19 protein-coding genes are annotated in these 20,700 nt (G+C 63.5%); 12 read left to right on the top strand and 7 right to left on the bottom strand.

Features of this window, described 5'->3' with window-relative positions:
• Positions 1 to 35 precede the first annotated feature (35 nt).
• Entirely contained in the window at positions 36 to 1,670 is a 1,635-nt protein-coding gene (locus BM341_RS11095; RefSeq protein ID WP_089795901.1) for an MBL fold metallo-hydrolase, read from the top strand.
• 65 nt (positions 1,671 to 1,735) lie between these two features.
• Here the strand turns inward: BM341_RS11095 and BM341_RS11090 are convergent, their stop codons facing one another.
• Both BM341_RS11090 and BM341_RS11085 read right to left on the bottom strand, forming a co-directional pair.
• Positions 1,736 to 2,683: a threonine/serine dehydratase family protein gene (locus BM341_RS11090; protein WP_089795899.1), complete on the bottom strand. Its 948-nt coding sequence runs from the start codon at positions 2,681 to 2,683 to the stop codon at positions 1,736 to 1,738.
• A 12-nt stretch (positions 2,684 to 2,695) separates the two neighbouring features.
• Positions 2,696 to 3,289, bottom strand: coding sequence for an exopolysaccharide biosynthesis protein (locus BM341_RS11085; RefSeq protein ID WP_089795898.1), 594 nt, complete (start codon positions 3,287 to 3,289; stop codon positions 2,696 to 2,698).
• A 168-nt stretch (positions 3,290 to 3,457) separates the two neighbouring features.
• Between BM341_RS11085 and BM341_RS11080 the strand changes: the two genes are divergently transcribed.
• From BM341_RS11080 to BM341_RS11065, 4 genes are all read left to right on the top strand, one after another.
• Complete coding sequence (locus BM341_RS11080; protein WP_089795896.1) at positions 3,458 to 4,717, top strand: RNA polymerase sigma factor; 1,260 nt, start codon at positions 3,458 to 3,460, stop codon at positions 4,715 to 4,717.
• A gap of 139 nt (positions 4,718 to 4,856) precedes the next feature.
• On the top strand, positions 4,857 to 5,678 hold the full coding sequence (locus tag BM341_RS11075; protein ID WP_089795894.1) for a YciI family protein: 822 nt from the start codon (positions 4,857 to 4,859) through the stop codon (positions 5,676 to 5,678).
• Between the two features lie 19 nt (positions 5,679 to 5,697).
• Positions 5,698 to 6,072, top strand: a complete 375-nt coding sequence (locus tag BM341_RS11070; RefSeq protein ID WP_089795892.1) for a YciI family protein — start codon at positions 5,698 to 5,700, stop codon at positions 6,070 to 6,072.
• Between the two features lie 35 nt (positions 6,073 to 6,107).
• Positions 6,108 to 6,461: a DUF1428 domain-containing protein gene (locus tag BM341_RS11065; protein ID WP_089795890.1), complete on the top strand. Its 354-nt coding sequence runs from the start codon at positions 6,108 to 6,110 to the stop codon at positions 6,459 to 6,461.
• 129 nt (positions 6,462 to 6,590) lie between these two features.
• On the opposite strand, the gene BM341_RS11060 is transcribed toward BM341_RS11065, so the two are convergent.
• Entirely contained in the window at positions 6,591 to 7,673 is a 1,083-nt protein-coding gene (locus BM341_RS11060; RefSeq protein ID WP_089795888.1) for a class I SAM-dependent methyltransferase, read from the bottom strand.
• A gap of 97 nt (positions 7,674 to 7,770) precedes the next feature.
• On the opposite strand from BM341_RS11060, the gene BM341_RS11055 reads away from it, so the two are divergent.
• Together BM341_RS11055 and BM341_RS11050 are read left to right on the top strand one after the other, a co-directional pair.
• Complete coding sequence (locus BM341_RS11055; RefSeq protein WP_089795886.1) at positions 7,771 to 8,793, top strand: GlxA family transcriptional regulator; 1,023 nt, start codon at positions 7,771 to 7,773, stop codon at positions 8,791 to 8,793.
• 250 nt (positions 8,794 to 9,043) lie between these two features.
• Positions 9,044 to 10,804 (top strand): mechanosensitive ion channel family protein, encoded by a 1,761-nt coding sequence (locus tag BM341_RS11050; RefSeq protein WP_089795884.1) that lies wholly within the window; start codon positions 9,044 to 9,046, stop codon positions 10,802 to 10,804.
• Positions 10,805 to 10,887: 83 nt separating this feature from the next.
• Here BM341_RS11050 and BM341_RS11045 read toward each other — a convergent pair whose 3' ends face one another.
• Positions 10,888 to 11,415 carry a DUF2795 domain-containing protein gene (locus BM341_RS11045; protein ID WP_089795882.1) on the bottom strand — a complete coding sequence of 176 codons (528 nt, stop codon included), beginning with the start codon at positions 11,413 to 11,415 and terminating at the stop codon, positions 10,888 to 10,890.
• Complete coding sequence (locus BM341_RS11040; protein WP_175507850.1) at positions 11,415 to 12,410, bottom strand: DUF2795 domain-containing protein; 996 nt, start codon at positions 12,408 to 12,410, stop codon at positions 11,415 to 11,417. Before BM341_RS11040 ends, BM341_RS11045 begins: the two co-directional genes overlap by 1 nt.
• 198 nt (positions 12,411 to 12,608) lie before the next feature.
• On the opposite strand from BM341_RS11040, the gene BM341_RS11035 reads away from it, so the two are divergent.
• Positions 12,609 to 14,546, top strand: coding sequence for an aconitate hydratase (locus tag BM341_RS11035; RefSeq protein WP_089795879.1), 1,938 nt, complete (start codon positions 12,609 to 12,611; stop codon positions 14,544 to 14,546).
• Positions 14,547 to 14,553: 7 nt separating this feature from the next.
• Here the strand turns inward: BM341_RS11035 and BM341_RS11030 are convergent, their stop codons facing one another.
• On the bottom strand, positions 14,554 to 15,327 hold the full coding sequence (locus tag BM341_RS11030; protein ID WP_089795877.1) for an ADP-ribosylglycohydrolase family protein: 774 nt from the start codon (positions 15,325 to 15,327) through the stop codon (positions 14,554 to 14,556).
• Positions 15,328 to 15,702: 375 nt separating this feature from the next.
• Between BM341_RS11030 and BM341_RS11025 the strand changes: the two genes are divergently transcribed.
• Positions 15,703 to 16,320: a GNAT family N-acetyltransferase gene (locus tag BM341_RS11025; RefSeq protein WP_245784253.1), complete on the top strand. Its 618-nt coding sequence runs from the start codon at positions 15,703 to 15,705 to the stop codon at positions 16,318 to 16,320.
• An 80-nt stretch (positions 16,321 to 16,400) separates the two neighbouring features.
• Here BM341_RS11025 and BM341_RS11020 read toward each other — a convergent pair whose 3' ends face one another.
• Entirely contained in the window at positions 16,401 to 16,922 is a 522-nt protein-coding gene (locus BM341_RS11020) for a CIA30 family protein (RefSeq protein WP_089795875.1), read from the bottom strand.
• Between the two features lie 269 nt (positions 16,923 to 17,191).
• Between BM341_RS11020 and BM341_RS11010 the strand changes: the two genes are divergently transcribed.
• The 3 genes from BM341_RS11010 (at position 17,192) to BM341_RS11000 (ending at position 20,695) form a co-directional block, all read left to right on the top strand.
• Positions 17,192 to 17,482 (top strand): DUF1330 domain-containing protein, encoded by a 291-nt coding sequence (locus BM341_RS11010; protein WP_089795871.1) that lies wholly within the window; start codon positions 17,192 to 17,194, stop codon positions 17,480 to 17,482.
• A gap of 167 nt (positions 17,483 to 17,649) precedes the next feature.
• Positions 17,650 to 18,213 (top strand): acyloxyacyl hydrolase, encoded by a 564-nt coding sequence (locus BM341_RS11005; RefSeq protein ID WP_175507849.1) that lies wholly within the window; start codon positions 17,650 to 17,652, stop codon positions 18,211 to 18,213.
• 241 nt (positions 18,214 to 18,454) lie between these two features.
• A complete protein-coding gene (locus BM341_RS11000; RefSeq protein WP_089795867.1) occupies positions 18,455 to 20,695 on the top strand; it encodes an OsmC domain/YcaO domain-containing protein in 2,241 nt (746 codons plus the stop codon).
• Positions 20,696 to 20,700: the final 5 nt, after the last annotated feature.

Here is a 20,700-nt window from a genome sequence, read left to right as displayed (position 1 = left end):
ATGCCCCATCACTATGCAAAGGATCGGGTGACTGAATGGAGATACGCCCCGCCGCCACACTGGCCCTCGTCCGCGACGCCGAGCAGGGTCTGGAAATCCTGCTGCTGCAACGCACCTGGGAGGCGGTCTTCCTGCCTGGCTACTTCGTCTTTCCGGGCGGTGCCGTGGATGCCAGGGACACGGCCTGCCAGGAGATCATGACGGGCATCGGTGACGCCTCGATCAGTCAGACGATGAGCCTGGACGAAGGCGGTGCCGACTATCTGATCGCAGCCGTTCGCGAGTGCTTCGAGGAGGCCGGCCTGTTGCTGGCGGTGGATCGTCAGGGGCGGATGCCGGTTGATGACGATGCGGTGCTCCCGATGCAACGCGACGCCCTGAATCGGGCTGAGGTGAGCTTCTTCGCGTTCTGTCGAGAGCGTGGCCTGAGCCTGCCGCTGGATCGCCTGGCCTATCTCGGCCACTGGGTGACGCCCAAGGGACCGCCGCGGCGCTTCGATACTCGCTTTTTCGTCACGGTGGCACCGGATGACCAGCGTGTGCGACCCGATGGAGCGGAGGTCATCGACCACGCCTGGCTGAGGCCGCAGCAGGCGCTGGAGGACCACCGCTGTGGACGGCGCCAGTTGAGCTTCCCGACCCGGCGGACCCTGCGCATCCTCGCTGATTTCGATACCACCGATGCCCTGATGCGCTATGCCCACGCCACGCCGCCCGAGCCCTCTCCCGGCTGTGCCTGGCCTGCTCGCAAGGGCGGCGCCAGGCACATGGTCGAGCCGGACTCGCCCGCCTTCGAAGAAGTCAGGACACTCGACCCGCTGGCTCGGGGTATCGCCAGTGCCGAGATCGTCCCCGGCGTCCCGGTGAGATTGGCCCCCGGCGTCGTGAGGTTGACCGCGCCTAACCCGGGCATGATGACCGGCCCCGGCACCAACACCTACCTGCTGGGGGACGAGGATGACCAAATCGTTATCGATCCGGGCCCTGACGACCCTGAACACCTCGACAGGCTGCTGGAGATTACCGGTGGCCGTATTTCCCGGATACTGGTTACCCACACCCACCGTGACCATTCGCCGGGGGCGGCACTGCTGAAAGAGCGCACCGGCGCCGTGGTGGCCGGCATGCCGCCCCCAACTGGCGCCAGCCAGGACCAGCAATTCTCCCCCGATCAGGTCCTCACCCACGGCGAGATCATCGCTACCCCGGCCGGTGCCCTCCGGGTGATCCACACGCCCGGCCATGCCTCCAACCACCTCTGCTACCTGCTGCAGGCGCAGGGGCTGCTGTTCTCGGGCGACCATGTCATGCAGGGCTCCACGGTGGTCATCAATCCGCCGGATGGCAACATGGCCGCCTACCTGGAAGCCCTCGATAGGCTGATGGCCGAGCCCATCGTCCATCTCGCGCCCGGCCACGGCTTTTTGATGGGTAACCCCCAAGCGGTCATCGACTTTCTGATCACTCACCGGTTAGCGAGGGAGCACAAGGTGGCCCGGGCGCTGTCGCTCCACGGACCGGCGAGCCTGAGCGCCCTGACCCGACACGCCTACGATGACGCGCCCGAGACGCGACACCCCGTTGCCGAACGCTCGGCGCTGGCCCATCTGCTCAAGCTGGAAGCGGAAGGGTGCGCCCGGCGCCACGGCGACGAGTGGAGCGGCGTCTAGGCACTGTCAGGACCATCCCAAGGCCATCTCAAGGCCAACTCAAGCGGTACACGGCTCGGCGAGGATCACAGGAACGCCTGCAACTCCTCGCGACCGAGATTACCGCCGGTGATCACCACCACGATATCGCCCGATGGCGGCAGCGCCACGACATCGTCGAGCAGGCACGCAATCCCTACTGCCGCGCCGGGCTCGGTCATCAGCTTGGCGTGATACAACAGATGCTGCATGGCGTGACGAATGGCCGGCTCGTCCACTCGGGCGAGCGAGGCGACGCCCGTACGGCACAGCGGATAGGTGAGCTCCCCGACGACGGCCGCCGCGAGGCTCTTGGCACAGGTAGCCACGCTTTCGAGCCGGGTGGGCGCGCCGTGCTGCCAGGCGTGCGCCATGCTGGCCGCCCCTTCGGGTTCCACGCCGATCACTTCCAGCGACGGTTGACGCGTCGCCACCGCAACACTTATCCCCGAAATCAGCCCACCGCCCCCCACGGGACAGAGAATGGCGCCGGCCTCGGGGGCCTGGTCGAGAATCTCGAGACCGACGGTCCCCTGGCCGGCGATGATGCGCTCGTCGTCGTAGGGATGTACCAGCGTCAGACCGCGTTCCTCGACCAGGCGGTGCATCAGCGCCCAGGCATCGTTGATGTCGCCGTGCAGGATCACCTCCGCGCCCAGGCGGCGCGTGCCCTCGACCTTGAAAGGGCTGGCGTTCTCCGGCATCACGATGGTCACCGCGGCGCCCATCGCCCGAGCCGCCCAGGCGAGCCCCAACGCATGGTTGCCGGCCGAAACCGCGCCAAGCCCACCGGCCAGTTCGTCCGCCGATGCCGTGCGCAGCCAGTTCAGCGCCCCACGCGACTTGAATGAGCCGGTACGCTGAAAAAGCTCGCCCTTGAGCCAGACCCGGCGGCCGAGCCGGTCGGAGAGAACATGGTCGAGAATCAGCGGCGTAGGCGAGAGCGTCGGGGTGATGGTGTCGCGGGCCTGTTGTATCTGCTGGAGTTGGAGCATGGACAGCGTCTCCTATATCACATAGGGGAAGACCAGCAGCAGAGCGGCAAAGGTCGCTACGAAACCCAATAACGCCAGGAGGCCATCGCGGGCCATGAGCGACAAGCCAAAGAGGCTAAGCGCAGCACCGGCAAGGCTGGCAGAAAAGGGGATGAACTCCATCGGTGGCATGACTAGGGCGATCAGCACGCACGCCACGGCAGTGAGGCGCCTGCCGGTCTTGCCGGTCATCACGGCCAGTCGGTGATGAAGGAACTTGTCGGTAAACCTTGCCGGCCGGCGCATCCAGCGCAGCCCCTTATGGACCTTGCTGTCCTCGATGTTTCGCTCGCGCAGCCACCGCGGCAGCCAGAAGGTGCGGCGGCCCAGGAGCAGCTGAACACAAACCAGCAGCGTGAACAAGGCCATGAGCGTGGGCACGCCGGGGATACCACTGATGACGGGAATCAGGGTGATCAATCCCGCGATGAGCAGCAGGGGGCCGAAGGAACGTTGGCCCGTGGCATCCAGCACATCATCGAAGCGTATCCGGCCGGAGGGGCTGTCGATGGCTTCGATGTCATCAATCAGTTCTTCCAGATTGTGGGGGTCACGAGTCTGTCCCATCGATCCTCCTCTCAAGGGCTGCAGCCTGAGCATCGTTCAATGCGGCAAGGTTTGCCAGTGTCCAACCCGCATGGCGGGGCAATCGGGCAGGCGCTGCGCTAATATAAAGGGGAGATTTTTGTAACTGACCTTCTGTACCGTGCATGGCGTCTCGCGCCTGTGATTTTTATGCATAACCAGCCGTTGATCGACCAGCTCTATCGACAACAGTCGCGCCGGGTATTGGCGACGTTGATTCGGCTGCTCGGGGATTTCGACCTGGCCGAAGACGCCATGCAGGAAGCTTTCGCCGCCGCCGTGCATCAATGGCCAACGGAGGGGACGCCCGACGATCCTGCCGTCTGGCTGATTCGTGTCGGCCAGCGCCGCGGCATCGACCAGATTCGCCGCCGCCAGACGTCACGCCACTATGCGCATCTCGTCATGCCCGAGGAGGCTTTCGAAGGGGCGGCTTTCGAATGGCAAGACCCAAGCATCGAGGACGACCAGCTGCGGCTGCTGTTCACCTGTTGCCATCCCAGCCTTGCCATGGCGGATCGCATCGCGCTGACCCTGCGCGAGATGGGCGGCCTGACAACCGAGCAGGTGGCCAGCGCGCTATTGCAGAAGCCCGCCACCCTGGCCCAGCGTGTCGTTCGGGCCAAGCGCAAGATCCGCGACGCGGGCATTCCCTACGAAGTGCCCGATACCGCGGCATTGCCGGAGCGCCTGCCGGGGGTGCTGTGGGTGATCTACCTGATCTTCAACGAGGGCTACTCGCGCAGCGACGGGGAAACGGTGGTCGATGTCAGCCTGGCCGCCGAAGCCATTCACCTGGCCGAGTCGCTGGCCCGGCTGTTGCCCAGCGGGGAGGCGTTCGGGCTGCTGGCCTTGATGCTGCTGCACGATGCCCGACGCGAGGCCCGACAGGATAGCGAGGGTGAATTGATTCCGCTGGATGAGCAGGACCGGAACCGCTGGGACGGGACGCGGATTCGCGACGGTCTGGCCTGGCTGGAGCGGGCCCTCGCGCTCAGCCCTACCGGCCCCTATACCCTGCAGGCCTCCATCGCCGCCGTTCACGCCCAGGCACCCAACGCCGAGGCGACGGACTGGGCGCGGATTGTCGTGCTCTACGAGGCGCTGTATCGCCAACAGCCGTCACCGGTCATCGCCCTGAACCGAGCGGTCGCCGTGGCCATGCGGGACTCGCCGGCGGCCGGCCTGTCATTAATGGATGCGCTCGCCAGCCATAAGCAGATCGTGAATTACCATCTTTTTCATGCTGCCCGAGCCGACCTGCTGCGCCGCGCCGGCGACTACCCGTCGGCACGGCAGGCCTACGCGCGGGCCCTGGCGCTCACGACCCAGGGGCCGGAGCGGCGCTTCCTCGAGCGACGCCTGGCGGAACTGGAGGCTTCCCCGACCAACCCGGACGCACCCGGCTGAACGCGGATGGCTGAAAAAGCTGATGTGACTTGTCGATCCCGCTGGCGCTCGCGCGACTCAATAGTGCGTACCGGAATGCGTGTCATCAGAACGTACCCAGTATGCAAACGAGTCAGTGCAGACAACGGAGATCGAAATCATGAAAGTCATGTTGATGCGCAAGGCCGATGCAGACACCGAGAGCGGAGTGATGCCCTCGGAGGCAATGCTGCAGGCCATGGCGGACTACAACGAGCGCCTGCTCCAGGCCGGCGTGCTCGTGACGGGAGATGGCCTGCGCCCGAGCCGGGAGGGCTGCCGCATCGAGTTCCACGATGGCGAGCCGTTGGTCATCGACGGCCCGTTTGCGGAAACCAAGGAATTGCTGGCCGGCTATAGCGTGCTCGAGGTCGCGTCGTTTGACGAGGCCATCGACTGGGCCAGGCAGTGGCCGCGGGAGGATGCCGACGGCAACGCCACCCTGGAGCTGCGCCGCTACTTTGCCATGGAAGACTTCGAGCCCGGTGCCGCGCTGGAAAAACACCGCGCCCATGGCCAGATGCCGCAGGCCTTGAATCTGCACGTGAATTTCCCGGGGAATTGCCGCGAGGCCATGGCCTTCTATGCCGACATCACCGGCGGCCATCTCGAGGCCATGCTCACCTACGGCGAAACCCCGGCCGCCGAACAAACCCCACCGGAGCGGCACGGCCAGATCATCCATGCCTGCCTCAATATCCGCGGGCGTCGTTTGATGGGAGCCGACATGGCAGGCGACTGCTACCAGGCGCCTCGCGGTGTCCAGGTATTCCTGGAATATCTGGATACCGAGCAGGCGAAACGGGTCTTCCAGCGGCTCGCCGAGGGCGGTGAGGTCATTATGTCCTTCGCGCCCACCTTCTGGGCCAGGGGATTCGGCATGGCCACCGACCGCTTCGGCGTGCAGTGGATGGTGGCGTGTCATGCCGAGCAGTGCCTGTGAACCGCAGGAGGAAGGACGCATGAAGTACGTCGCACTGGTGTATTACCAGGAAAGTCTCATCAACGCCATGAGCGAGCAGGCGTGGCACGACCTCAATCAGGAATGTGTGGCGGGGGTGGAGCGCCTCTCGGCCCAGGGCCATTACCTGGCCGGCCAGGCCCTGCAGCCCGTGGACACCGCGACGACCGTGCGAGTGCGCGACGGCGAGATGCTGATCGCCGACGGCCCCTTCGCGGAGACCAAGGAGCAGCTGGCTGGCTTCTACTTGCTCGACGCCCATGACCTGAACGAGGCCCTGCAACTGGCCAGCCGCATTCCGCCCGCCCGTTTCGGCACGATTGAGGTCAGGCCCGTGCGGGAGCTTCCGCCCAGAGACGTCCCTGGACTCACTTGACGCTGAATCTTTGATGGTTGAACAGGAGCACGATCATGAACTACGTCGATGGATTCGTGGCGGCCGTCCCCACCGCCAATCGGGAAAAATACATCCAGCACGCCCGTGATGCCTGGCCCGTCTTCAAGGAGCACGGCGCCCTGTCGATGGTGGAGTGCTGGGGCGATGACGTGCCGGACGGCAAGGTCACCTCCTTTCCCATGGCGGTGAAGTGCCAGCCGGAGGAGACCGTCATCTTTTCCTGGCTGACCTGGCCCTCGCGGGACGTCCGCGACCAGGCCATGCCCAGAATCATGGCGGACGCACGCCTCAAGCCGGACGTGAATCCGATGCCGTTCGACGGCAAGCGGCTGATCTATGGCGGTTTCGAGGTCATCGTCGACGAATGACGTCGATTGATGACTTACCACCTCGATAATTAACCAAAGGGCCAGCCGGCGTCGCCCGGTTGGCCCTTGCGGTGTTCCCGTGCCGAAAGCGAAAGCGTCAGGGTGGCCGAACCCGCCGAAAGGCAACTATCACGGCCGACAGACGAAGTAATCGTTCTGAAAGTCGTGCTCCAGCTGGTAGACCTGAACATCCTTGAAGCCCGCCTCACGCAGGTAGGCCAGCGCGCGTTCACGGCCCCACATGGTACCGAGCCCCTCGCCGCCCTGGGCCAGCGACACCGTCATGCAGTGGCTCACCGACACGGCATAGAGCATCGTCCCGAGCGGGTGGTCGCGATCCAGGTGATGGTGACTCGAGGCGTGGATATCCTGGACCAGGTACACGCCGTCGGGCGCCAGACTGCGGTGGATGCCCTTGAGCAGATTGCGTGGCCTGGCCTGATCGTGGATGCCATCGAAGGTGGTGACCAGATCGAAGGCCCCCGGCGTGGCAGTGGCATCGAAGTCGCTGAGATCGCGAACCTCGAAGGTCACGTTGTCGAGCCCGGCGTCTCGCGCCTTGGCCTGGGCCCACCCGATCGCCTCATCGGAGAGGTCATAGCCCACGAAGCGGCTGGCCGGGAAGCGTTCGGCCATCAGCAGCAGGGCGCGACCCCGGCCGCAGGCGCAATCCAGCACGCAAATGCCGTTCTCGAGGCGCTGTATCAATCCCGGCGCCAGCGGCAGAATGGCGTCGAACAGCACCGGCAGCACGGTCTGGCCGCTATCGCTTGCCATTACTTCATGGAAGCGCGGATAGCGCGAATAGGGCACACCACCGCCTTCGCGGAAACACCGCACCACGTCATCCTCTACACTGCCCAATAGGGAGACGAACTGGGCGTACACGGCGAGATTGGCCTCGCCCCGGTCGGTCAAGAGCTCGGCATGGCTTTCGGGCAGCCAGTAGGTGCCGGCTTCAGGATCGGTTTCGATGACGCCGCCGACGACCATGCCGCCGAGCCACTCGCGCACATAGCGCTCGTCGAGCCCGGCGGCGGTTGCCAGCGCCTGGCTATCGAGGGGCGGCTGGCCTGCCAAGACCTCGAAGAGCCCGGTGCGGTGGCCGATGGCCGTCAGCAGCATCAGGCCACTCTCGTTGAGGGCGTTGACCAGCCGCGCCTCGAAGGCCTCGGCATCGGCGGCGGGGGTGAGAGCATGGACCTGGCACATGATCGTTCTCCTCTGTTTGGGGGTGTGCCCTCGCAATCTAGTGCCGGAACGCGCGCTGAACGAAAGTGGATTAGGTCGCAACCGAGGGTTTTCAGCCATGGCGGAACAACCTGACATCACGATGGCGCTGTTGGCGGTGCCCGAGTCCACTGCCTCGACGCTCTACGGCATGTTTGACCTGTTCGGTGCCGCCGGCCGTGACTGGGAGTTGCTGATGCACGGCCGGGTGGGGCCGTCGTTGATTCGGCCCATGATCGTCTCGCGCGATGGTCGAGGGTTTCGCAACGTTCACGGCGCCTGGATCGAGCCGGATATGGCATTGGTCGATTGCCCGGTGCCCACGGCCGTCTGCATTCCCGACCTGCTGGTGGCGCCGGGCGAAGACCTCGACGGGCGCTACGAACCGGAAATCGACTGGCTGCTGGAGTGCCATCAACGCCACGTGCTGTTGACGGCCGCCTGCACCGGGGCGCTGTTGCTGGCGGAAACCGGCCTGCTCGAAGGGCAGGACGCTACCACGCACTGGGCCTATTGCGATGCCATGGCGAGGCGCCACCCCGAGATACGGGTGCATGCCCACCGCATCCTCGTCGCCAGCGGCGAAGGCGAGCGGCTCATCATGGCGGGCGGGGGGACGACCTGGATGGACCTGGCGCTGTTTCTGGTGGCACGAGTGGTGGGGGTCGAGGAAGCGATGCATCTAGCGCGGCTCTTCCTGATCGACTGGCACCAGGAGGGCCAGCTTCCCTACGCCGCGCTAACGACGTCGCGGCAGGTGGAGGACGCCGTGATCGCGCGCACTCAAGTGTGGGCTGCGCAGCATTACGATACTCACTCACCGGTCGCCGGCATGGTCAGACTCAGCGGCCTGACCGAGCGTTCCTTCAAGCGTCGCTTCAAGGCGGCAACGGGCATGAGCCCTATGGACTACATCCACACCCTGCGCCTGGAAGAATCCAAGCAGTACTTGGAAGCCGGCGACGAGCCGATCGAGTCAGTGGCCGAGCTGGTCGGCTACGCCGACCCGAGCTTCTTTCGCCGTCTGTTCAGCCGACGGGTGGGTCTCACTCCCAGCCACTATCGCCGGCGCTTTCGTGGAATGCGTCTGCGGCTGGGATAATGCACGTTGAGGCTTCGGCTGACCCTCGTTATCACCTGACTATTTTCCCTGCCCATTACCGCATCAAGCCATGTATCAGCCCAGCCCGTTACTACCCGGGGCTGGACGCGCCAGCGGCCGATGGGGTGTACTTCACCCTTGGCCCCGATAGTCTGGCGCCAGGCTGGGACGGACGAACATTCGGTCGGAGACACGCTCGACTCCCATGTGGAACAGCGACTTGACCCATCACAAAAACGGTAAGACACGGATGAAATTAATCAGCTCATGGTTGCTGCTGGCCGTCATGGCGATGACCCTCGCGTTTTCCAGCGTATGTATCGCGCAGTCGGAAGACGAGGATGAAGATGAAGAGAGTCAGCAATGGTTTTCTATTGACACGTTGAACGAGGGGCTTGGCGACGTTCCCGAGGATCTCAGCCGGCTGACGCCACGCGATGCGATCCGAAGCTTCATGGAGCTCACCGAAAACAAGGAGTTTGGGGCGGCAGCCCATGTGCTTAACCTTTCCAATTTGTCCCCCGAAGAGCAGAAAAGCCGGGGAAGTTTACTGGCCAGGCAGCTGTCGTCGGTCCTCCGACGTGGCGAGTGGCTCGACCTGTCCGATCTTTCCGGGCGTCCGGATGCCGTCATTGAGGACCCCTCGGGACAGAATCCTCAGGCGGGCGAGCCGCAACGAAATCTGCAATTGGCATCGCTCGATGTCGATGGCGAAACCTATGACATTCGTCTGGCACGTTATCGAGTCGATGACGAGGACGAGGACGCAGTCTGGCTGGTTTCACCGGAGAGCATTTCCTCCATTCCTTTGCTTTACGAAGAATACGGCCCTTCATGGTTGGAGAGCCATATTCCGGAACGCTTCCATGCTTCCTACGGGATGCTCAAGATCTGGGAGTGGATCGCCATCCCCGTTTTCCTGCTCGCGATTGGACTGGTGGGGTGGGGGGTCCATTTCCTGGTCGGATTGGCGTCGCAATGGTTACCGTCGGGGTTACCCAGCATCTTCGTCAGCCAGATCAAGGTATCCATGGCGCTCGTCGTCATGTCGCTCGTGGCGCAGTCCTTGCTCGACTATGCGGTCTCGTTCTCCGCGGTGGCGACGACCTTTTTCCATATTCTGCTGATCACCATCATGGCCTGGGGGGTCGGCACGATCGCGCTTCGCCTCGTCGACACGTTCATGCTGAAGATGACGCGGCGGTTGATTGGTGAGATCGATGACACCAAACCCCGCGATGAACGCAAATTACTCACAACGCTCTACGCGTTGCGTCGCGGCATCATCCTGGTCATGGTGGTTGCTGTCGCCATCTATGTGCTTGGCCAGATCGAGCTCTTCGAAACGTTGGGCGTGACCTTGCTGGCGTCGGCCAGTGTGCTGACGGTGCTGGTGGGGATCGCCGGCCAGACGGTGCTGAGCAATATTCTCTCGTCGTTTCAAGTGTCGCTGGCCAAACCCATCCGCGTTGGTGACCTAGTGATCTTCGAGGGCCATTGGAGCTATGTGGAGGGTATCTTCTATACCTTCATACGCCTGAGAACCTGGGATGAGCGGCGTCTGAACGTGCCCGTCACCTATTTTCTCTCCAAACCCTTCGAGAACCTGTCGGTCAAGAGCGCCAAGATGTATCGCTGCATGGTGCTGACCCTTCACTTGAGCGCCGACGTGGCGTGCCTGAGGGAGAAGTTCAAGGAATTCGCCGAGGCGGAAGAGAACGTCATCGAGCATCACAAGCTGTTGTGTTACGTGACCGGGCAGACCGAGATGGCGCAGCAGATATCCTTCTACCTGATGACTTCTGAACCCATGAGCGGCTGGGCAGCCGAGATGAATGTTCGCGAGAAAATGCTGGCCTTCATCCGCGACAATCACCCCGAATGGTGGCCGAGAGACGTGGTAGTGTTCGGCCGTCACGATGTGGCTTTAGGCGAAAAGCCAGCTGACAGATCGGTCACTCGTCCGGCCACCGTGACGGACAGCCCCAAGCCGGGGCCTTCGGCATCATAATGCGAACCCTCAGGCGGTGGCGATCGCTCGGGCATGCGCGTCATAGGCCAATCAAGGTCGACAGCAAGACTTGGCGCGTTGTCTTAGCTCACCCTGTTCAGCTCCTTGGTGACATCGGCCATGTTGTGGTACGTATGCCCGCCGAACTTTTCCAGAATCTGCATTTCCTGCTTGCTGGCCTTCGGACGGGCGTAACGCTTGAGTTCGTCACCGTTGACCGGAAAGTCGATACCGGCAAACAGACTGGCGAGGCGCGCGGCGGAGGGCGTCGATGAGGACGCCTGCATGGCCTGTTGGCCGCCGGTCTTGCTTGGTTGGTTGTCGGGTGCCTTCTTGTGAGTACGCAGTTCGCCGAAGGCGCGTGCGACTTCGGCAGCGTCCCGATATTCCCGGTTGGGCAGCTGTTCGAGGATCTCACGCACAGGCTGTGCCTCGTCGCCCACGCGATCGAGCAACCCGTCACGAGTCCTGGGAAAGTCGACGCCTTTCAGCGTTTTCTCGATATCGGCAGCCGACACCGCCTGCTTGGGGTGAGACGTCTGCATGTGCCGCTCGTAGCGGGATTTCTGCTCGAACCCCTCACCACAGATTTCACATCTGAACTGTGCCATCAGCGCACCTCTCCGACCGCTTTCTGGATGTCGGCCATCGTCTGGTATTGCCGGCGGGGAAATTCATTGAGTACCTCGATGATCTCGTCCGTGGCATGGTTGGCCTTGGCCTGCTTGATCAGCTCGGCCTTGCCGCAGGGGAAATCCACCCCCTTGAGCGCCTGGGCGATGCCGGCCGCCGACGAAGTGTCGCGGGCCGCCTTGCCGCCGCGCTCGCCGCCCTTGCTGCGGTCGCCCTTGGGCTCGTGACTCCCGGGCTTCATTTGCGGCTCCGCGAGCTTGCCGGCCTCGAGTACTGCCGTAGGCCAATCGCGCTTGTTGAGTCCCAGGGTCTTGAACAGCTTCGCCTTGCCGCTGATCGTGACGTCTTCCTCGCTTAGCGCATCATGTGCGCCGATAAGCAGAAACTGGGCGCTCGGGTAATCGAGGAGCTTGCCATCATCGATATTTATCCAGCGCTTGTCGGCGAACTTGTCCTGCAAACGCTTGGGATAGTTTGGTTTGGAATCCGGAAAGCCAGGCACATCGAGGGAGGGGTTGCGCACCGAGATGATAAAGCTCGCCTCCGCCAGTATTCCCAATTCCTGCTGGGCTTTGCCGGGTTTGTCCGGGCTGGATAGCCGGTAGGCGAGGCGGGTGCTGCTGTCGCGCTCGAAGATCGCATAGCGGCCCTCACCGACGGGAATGGCCTCGCCCTGTTCCTGCTCGCCGCGGGTCTTGGTCTCATACTCGAGCGGCGCCAGGGCCTCGCCGACTTCCTTCGGCTTGCCCGTCATATCATTCATCATCCACTCGCGCGCGGTGGATTTCTGCTTACCCTTGAGGATTTCCGGCATACGCTTCTTGCCCACCACGAACAGCCGAGCGATATCTTCATCATCGGGCGCCAGCACCACATGCAGACGCTGCACATCATCCAGCCCCTGCACCTTGTCCACGTTGACCTTGGGCCGGTAGAAGAAATAGATATCGCCTTTCTCGATGTAAGTCGCCATCTGACACCTCCTGTGGTCGAGAGAGCGCATCAACGTTAGACGCTCCTTTGGCGTAGCAGAGGGTTAACCGTCATGTAAAGCCGAAAACCGCGAACGCCGGCCTCGGTTTACGTACTGTCCGAGGGGCGTGACCGCGGCAACGCGGTGGTCGGTTCCTGGACTGCTAGACTGAAGGCAAAACCCCGACGGGAGCGCGTCATGACACGGCTCAACGTGACCCGCAAGCTGATCGAATCCCACCTGCTGTCAGGCAGGATGGAGCCGGGCGAGGAGATCGGGCTTGCCATTGATCAGACCCTGACCCAGGACGCCACCGGCACTCTGGTGATGCTGGAATTCGAGGCCATGCAGATCGGGCGCGTGCGCACCGAGCTCTCGGCCCAGTACGTCGACCACAACCTCCTGCAGGAAGACTTCAAGAACCCCGACGACCATCTGTTCCTGCAGAGCGCCTGTCGCAAGTTCGGCGCCTGGTTCAGCCCGGCCGGCAACGGCGTCAGCCACCCGGTCCATCAGGAGTGCTTCGGCATGCCCGGCAAGACCCTGGTCGGCTCGGACAGCCATACCCCGGCCGCCGGGGCACTGAGCATGTTCGCCATCGGTGCCGGCGGCCTGGAGGTGGCCCTGGCCATGGCCGGCAAACCGCTCTATCTCAACATGCCCAAAGTAGTGGGGGTGGAGTTGACCGGCGAGTTACCCGACTGGGTCAGCGCCAAGGACGTGGTGCTGGAGATGCTGCGCCGCTTCGACGTCAAGGGTGGCGTCGGTAGGGTCTTCGAGTACTACGGCCCCGGCCTCGATGCCCTGTCCGCCATGGACCGTCACGTGATCGCCAACATGGGCACCGAGATGGGAGCCACGACCTCGGTGTTTCCCGCCGACAGCGAGGTGAAACGCTTCCTGGAGCGTCAGCAGCGCGGCGACGCCTGGCAGGAGCTGCTTGCCGATGACGGCGCCGACTACGATGAGCATGTCGTGTTGGACCTGTCGACGCTGGAGCCGCTGATCGCCCTGCCCAGCAGCCCCGGCAACGTCAAGCCGGTGCGCGAAGTGGCCGGCGAGGAGATCTATCAGGCCTACGTGGGTTCCTCGGCCAATCCGGGCTTTCGCGACTTTGCTGTGCCGGCGATGATGGCCGAGGGCCGCCGGATACCCCCGGGGGTCTCCTTCGACGTCAACCCCACGTCGCGCCAGATCCTCGAGAACCTTGCCAGTCATGGCTACCTGTCGCGGCTGATCCGCGCCGGTGCCCGCCTGCACCAGGCCGGCTGCAACGGCTGCATCGGCATGGGCCAGGCGCCGGCCACGGGCCGCAACAGTCTGCGCACCGTACCGCGCAACTTCCCGGGCCGCTCGGGCACTCCCGAGGACCGGGTTTTCCTGTGCAGCCCGGAAACCGCCACCGCCGCCGCCCTGACCGGCCGGATCGCCGACCCCCGCGAACTGGACATGGCATACCCACGGTTCGAAGAACCCGAGCGGCTCGCCATCAACCGCGAGATGCTCGTGCCCCCCGCCGAGGACAGCGGCCTGGTGGAGCTGATCAAGGGCCCCAACGTGAAGAGCCTGCCGGACTTCGAGCCCATCCCGGCTGAGTTCGCTGGTCCGGTGATGCTCAAGCTCGGTGACGACGTCTCCACCGACGAGATCATGCCCGCCGGGGCCGAGGTGCTGCCGCTGCGCAGCAACATCCCGGCCATCGCAGACTATGTGTTTCGGGCCGTCGACCCCGACTTCAGCCAGCGCGCCAAGGCGCTCGACGGAGACGGCTTCTTCCTCGTCGCCGGGCGGAACTACGGCCAGGGTTCGAGCCGTGAACACGCCGCCATCGCCCCTCGCTACCTGGGCTTGCGCGCGGTGTGTGCGATCTCCTACGGCCGTATCCACAGGCAGAACCTCGCCAACTTTGGCGTCGTGCCGCTGACCTTCGCCAATCCCGACGACCTCGATGCCTGCGACCAGGATGACGAGTTGGTTCTGGACGACGTCGTGGCGGCCCTCGGCAAAGGCGACGAGGTTACCCTGCACAACCGCACCAAGGAGCAGCGCTACACCCTGCACCACGACCTGTCCAAGCGTCAGATCGACATGATCCGCTTCGGCAGCCTGATCAATCTGGTGCGCGAGGAGACATAGCGTCGGATCAGACGGTCATGAAACGAGCGCGGAAAGCGTCGACGACGTCGCGCAGCGGTGAATCGAGCCGGCGCATGGCTTCCTTGTGCAGCTCGTCCGGCAAGCCTCCATGGAAGGCCTCGGCGATGCCGCCGGCGATACAGGCCATGGTGTCGGCATCGCCGCCCAGCGAGATGGCGTTGCGAATTGCGCTCTCGACGCTGTCGCTTTCGAGAAAGGCGACGATCGACGGCGGCACCGAGCCTTGGCAGGAAACGTCGAACCGGTAGCCGGGGCGCAGGGCATCCAGGCGGGTATCGAGGTCGTAGCCGAAGCGCGAAGCAATCTGGCGCTTGATCTGGGCCTTGCCGGCACCGTCGCGTGCCAAATAAATGGCCGCCGCCACGGCCTGGGCACCGCGGATTCCGTCGGGGTGGTTGTGAGTGACCGAGGCGCTGCGTTTGGCTTCGGCCAGGGCGTCGTCGAGCGAGGTCGCCGCGAAGCCCACGGGGCTTACGCGCATTGCCGAGCCGTTGCCCCAGCTGTAATAGGGCGTCGTGTCGCGGCGCTCGGCCCAGCGTGCGAAATTGCCGCCGAAGCCGGCGCCGGGGTAGCGATGATAATAGGCATGGAAGTGGGGGACGTAATCGCCGCCGTGCAGCAGCGCCTCGGCAACGGCCACGCTGAGCACGGTATCGTCGGTGAAGGTGCTCTGTGCGACGAAGAGAGGAAAGTCACGATGCTTGGTCCCGGCCCCTTCGTGGACCGAGCCGATGATGTCACCAAGAATAGCACCCAGCATAACGTTCTCCGTCGCTATGTGATAAGTACAGTTTAATGTGAGGTCTTTTAGAGCTTTCCCACACTACCCGGCCATAGCCGCACTACAGAATATAGCGCTCGCATTCGCTGACGGTGAACCGGTCGAGTTGGGAGCCAATCGTCCACCAAAGCGTATCGACGGTTCGGGCGGCGGCCTTGCGCAGCAGCACTCTCAGCTTCGCAACGACCTGCTCAACCGGATTGCCGTCAGGGCCGGTGAGTCCCACCCGAACCAATCACGCCGACGCTGTCTTCCTCACCCATTTCTCCTCGGGAGAGGCCGCCGCCCGGCTCCGCTGGCGCTCAGCCGCTGAGGGATTAAGCTGTTGATAGGAAGTTCCGCATGGCTTAAGCCATGACCGAATTCAGTGAACAGGCCATGACATTGACGATACGCAAGGCCAAGGTAGAGGACTCGCCAAAACTGGCCGAACTCATGAACATCGCAGGGGAGGGGATCCCTGCTTATCTCTGGGAGCGCATGGTCGGTCCGGACGAGGATGTCATGACGTTTGGTGCTCGTCGGGTGGCCCGAACGGAAGGCGGCTTCAGTTATACGAACGCCTATGTCGCCACCTATGACGGCACAATCGCCGGTATGCTGCTCGGATACCGATTGCCTGATTCCGATGAAACCGGCCCATCGGACGAAATTCCTTCCGTCGTGCGGCCGCTCGTCGAACTTGAGGCGCTGGTACCCGGCTCGTGGTACGTCAACGCCGTGGCCACGGACTCGACGTTTCGCGGGCAGGGAGTGGGGCGTAAGCTCATGGAATGGGCAGAGCATCTCGCCAACGCCTCCAATGCCAAGGCACTGAGCCTGATTGTGGCGCAAGATAACGCTCGAGCGCGAAAGCTTTACGAACAGCTTGGTTACCAAGTCATCGCGCAGCGACCGATCGTCTCGTTTCCTCGCTGCCCCCACACCGGAAATTGGATGCTGATGAAGAAGGCGATAGGCCCCAGCGCCTGACAACAGCCTCGACGTGAGGCGGCCTTGCCGCTTCGCGGCTACGAGCTTGCCCAAAGTCGAAGGGTACATTCTTCCCCTTCTTACCAGATCCTGCCTTCATCATCTGTCCCCAGCGTTTCGAGCCACGCCACCTCCAATCGAAATGGCCCCGACCGCCGGTCGACGGTCAGGAATCCCACCTGATGGATCGTCCCGGGGTCGAGCGACGGAGCATCTTCCAGCCGCCGGCCACGGAAGACAGCTTCGAACTCATGCCAGGGCAGGGTGACGCGCTGCCATTCACCTGCTCGGGTCTGGAAGACGGCCCGGTAAGCGGCACCTTCGATCAGCTGGTTGCTGTACACGCGCAGCTGGTAGCGGCGGCCGTCGCCGCGCACGTAGAGTCGCAGGCCTGAGACGTCGTCAAGCGCGAAAGCTTCGGGCTCGCGCCGTACCGAGGCGAAACCGCCGCCATGCTCCAGCGAGAGTTCGCCGCTGAACACGCCGACGCCATCTTCCCCCCGCATATTCCCTCGGGAGACGCCGCCCATCACATCATCGTTGATGGCCCGCCAGCGCGGCGCCTCATCCTCCTGCTGAAAGTCGATCAGGCGTGCTGTCATTGGTGGCCTCCGGGATCGCGTGTCGCCAGCCTCCCAGCATGCCTGCCATTCCGCGGACTGTCTTCTTCGACAGCGATGATAGGATCCTGGCCGGCTACCTCTTCCTTGACGCGATCACCAGGGCGGTGTGTTGCATTTGCCATTCCCCTCGCCAGATTCTGCCGGCCAGGGCCGCGAAGCCGACTAGACTGTAAAAGCATGGTCCGCCCACTGGGAGGCGGCCTCATTTTCCCGTGGCTCTGGGTCTCGTAAGAAAGGGGGAATACGTCATGTCCGCTTATCTTGTCTTCAACTACCGGATCAATGATCGGGAAGCCTATGATCCCTACCTTGCGGCTGTGCCGAGCATCCTAGAAGCTCATGGGGCAGAGATACTCGCGGCAGATTTCGAAAGTGAAGGCGTGGAAGGCGATGCCGGGCATGTGACGGTGGTGCTGCGGTTTCCTTCGAAGGAAGCGGCTAAGGGATGGTATGACTCACCCGAGTATCAGGAGATCATCGCGTTGCGCCTCGATAACTGCGATGGCCTGGCCGTCCTGGCAAACGGGGTCGGAAGCTGATTTGCGCAGCAAAGCGGCGACGGTTATTGAGGCGTTGGTGCGCTGGAGCCCGGGCATCACCGACGCTTCCCGAGCGTCATCGACTCGCCGCGCTCGCTTCCCGCCGCTCACATGAGGCGGCTCGGGGGGTCTTTCCTTCAAGTGAGCCTACGATGCGAGTGATCGGGATGCCTCGCCATTCAGTATCTTTCGGGCTGTTAGCGATGGTCCTCGCTTGCCTGCTCGCTGCCTCACCGAGCTTCGCCGATGACCTGGAATTGCAGAGTCTCGGCCTGCGTGCCCGAGTCTCGGAGAAGACCCTGCTGGGGGAGGAGGCGCCGGAGGATTTCGAGGAGTACGACCTGTCGGCCAATTTCGCGCTGCCCTGGGAGACCTACGCCACCTCGGGCTGGGGGATGGGCACCCGGTTGATGGCGAGTGCCGGCCTGTTGCGGGGAGTGGGAGAAAACGCGCTCGTCGTGTCGGTCATCCCGGAGTTGACCCTCGGGAGCGAAGATGGGCGCTTCCTCCTGGACCTGGGCGCGGGAGGCGCCCTGTTCAGTCGGCATCGCTTCGGTATGCAGGATTTTGGTGGGCCCTTCCAGTTCGCCCTTACCCTGGGCATCGGGGGGCCGTTATATCGACAGCTGGGGCTCGGCTACCGGTTTCTTCACTATTCCGATGCCGGCGTTAATGGCTCGGATACGACCGGGGCGGATTTCCACATGATCGAGCTCCGCTACCGTTATTGAGCATCGGCGGCATGGCGCCTGGTGGCGTCTCCCACGCGGGCGGCAGGCACCCGCTCGCTGGCCTGCGCCGCCATCGGCATGTCGTTCCCCGCCAACCTCGGGGCCCCGCGACTGAGCGGGACATGGCCCCGGTGCGCTCGGATTGGCGATTTTTTGACCACTCGCCCAAGACGAAGCCCCCCAAAAACTGGATAATGTCGGGTTTTCTGCCCTCGCTTCGCCCAACGCTCCGGTGCCCGTCATGGAAATCAAGGTCAACTATCTCGACAACCTCCGGCTGGAGGCCAAGTTCGACGACTTCACCGTCATCTCGGACCAGCCCATCCGCTACAAGGGCGATGGCTCGGCGCCGGGGCCGTTCGACTACTTCCTGGCGTCCTCGGCGATGTGCGCGGCCTACTTCGTCAAGGTGTACTGCAACGCGCGGGACATCCCGACGGAAAATATCCGGCTGTCGCAGAACAACATCGTCGACCCCGAGAACCGCTACAACCAGATCTTCAAGATCCAGGTGGAACTGCCGGTGGACCTCTCCGACAAGGATCGCCAGGGCATCCTGCGCTCCATCGACCGCTGCACGGTGAAGAAGGTGGTGCAGACCGGCCCCGAGTTCCAGATCGAGACCGTGGAGAACATCGACGAAGACACCCAGGCGCTGCTGCTGGGCAAGGCGAAGGGGGAGGGTGACACCTGGATCGAGGGCAAGGATCTGCCGCTGGAGCAGACCATCGCCAACATGACCGCGTTCCTGGCCGATCTCGGGATGAAGATCGAGATCGCCTCCTGGCGCAATATCGTGCCCCACGTCTGGTCGCTGCACATTCGTGACGCCGCCTCGCCGACGTGCTTCACCAACGGCAAGGGGGCCACCAAGGAGAGTGCGCTGTGCTCGGCGCTGGGCGAGTTCATCGAGCGGCTGAGCTGCAACTTCTTCTACAACGACCAGTTCTTCGGCGAACGGATCGCCGGCAGCGCCTTCGTCCACTACCCCAGCGAGGCGTGGTTCCAGCCGGGGCCGAACGATGAACTGCCGGAAGGAATCCTGGACGAGTACTGCCGGGCGATCTTTGATCCGGAGGGTGAGCTTGCCGGCTCGAACCTGGTCGATACCAACTCCGGCCGGGCGGATCGCGGCATCGTCTCGCTGCCCTTCGTGCGCCGGTCGGATGGCAAGACGGTCTATTTCCCGTCCAACCTGATCGAGAACCTCTACCTCAGCAACGGCATGAGCGCCGGCAACACCCTGCACGAGGCGCAGGTGCAGTGCCTCTCGGAGATCTTCGAGCGGGCGGTGAAGAAGCAGATCATCGAGGAGGAACTGGCGCTGCCCGACGTGCCCCGGGAGGTGCTGGCGCGCTACCCTGAGATCGTCGAGGGCATCGAGGCGCTGGAGGCCCAGGGCTTCCCGGTGCTGGTCAAGGATGCCTCCCTGGGCGGTCAGTTCCCGGTGATGTGCGTCACCCTGATGAACCCCAGGACCGGCGGCGTGTTCGCCTCCTTCGGCGCTCATCCAAGCTTCCACGTGGCCCTGGAACGCACCTTCACGGAGCTACTGCAGGGGCGCAGCCTCGAGGGCTTCAATGACTTCCCGGCGCCCACCTTCAATTCCATGGCGGTCACCGAGCCCAACAACTACGTGGAGCACTTCATCGACTCCTCCGGGGTGATCTCCTGGCGCTTCTTCAGCGCCCGCTCCGACGTCGAATTCTGCGACTGGGACTTCTCCGGCAGCGGCGCCAGCAGTACGGCCGAGGAAGCGGCGACTCTGTTCGGTCTCCTCGAGGAGATGGGGCTGGAGGCGTACATGGCGGTGCACGAGGACCTGGGCGCGCCGGTGTGCCGCATCCTGGTGCCCGGCTTCTCCGAGGTCTATCCCGTGGATGACCTGGTGTGGGACAACACCAACAAGGCACTGCTGTTTCGCGAGGACATCCTGAATCTTCACACCTTGAGCCATGAGCAGCTGGTCGATCTGCTGGAACGCCTGGAAGAAACCCAGATCGACGACCATCTGGACATCATCACGTTGATCGGCATCGAGTTCGACGAGAACACCGAGTGGGGGCAGCTCACCATTCTCGAGCTGAAGCTGTTGATCAACCTGGCCCTGGGCCAGCACGAGGAGGCTCTGGAGCGGGTCGACATCTTCCTGCAATACAACGACAACACGGTGGCGCGTAACCTGTTCTATCGCGCGGTGAGTGCGGTACTGGAAATCTCGCTCGATGACGAACTGGCACTGGAAGACTACCTGTTCAACCTCAAGCGCATGTTCGGTGACGCGACCATGGAGGCGGTCGTCGGCTCGGTGAACGGCAGCGTGCGATTCCATGGCCTGACGCCCACCAGCATGGCGCTGGAGGGGCTGGAGAAGCACCAGCGCCTGATCGAGAGCTACCAGAAGCTGCACGCCCACCGCGCCAAGCGGTATGAGACTGCCGGTGGGACGCGGCTGACCCGACCCGAAGGCTTGCCGAGTTGATAGCG

Source organism: Halomonas korlensis, assembly GCF_900116705.1.
Classification (GTDB): Bacteria; Pseudomonadota; Gammaproteobacteria; order Pseudomonadales; family Halomonadaceae; genus Halomonas; species Halomonas korlensis.
The sequence above is the reverse complement of the archived record's forward strand: the minus strand, read 5'-3'. Positions and strand labels throughout refer to the sequence as shown.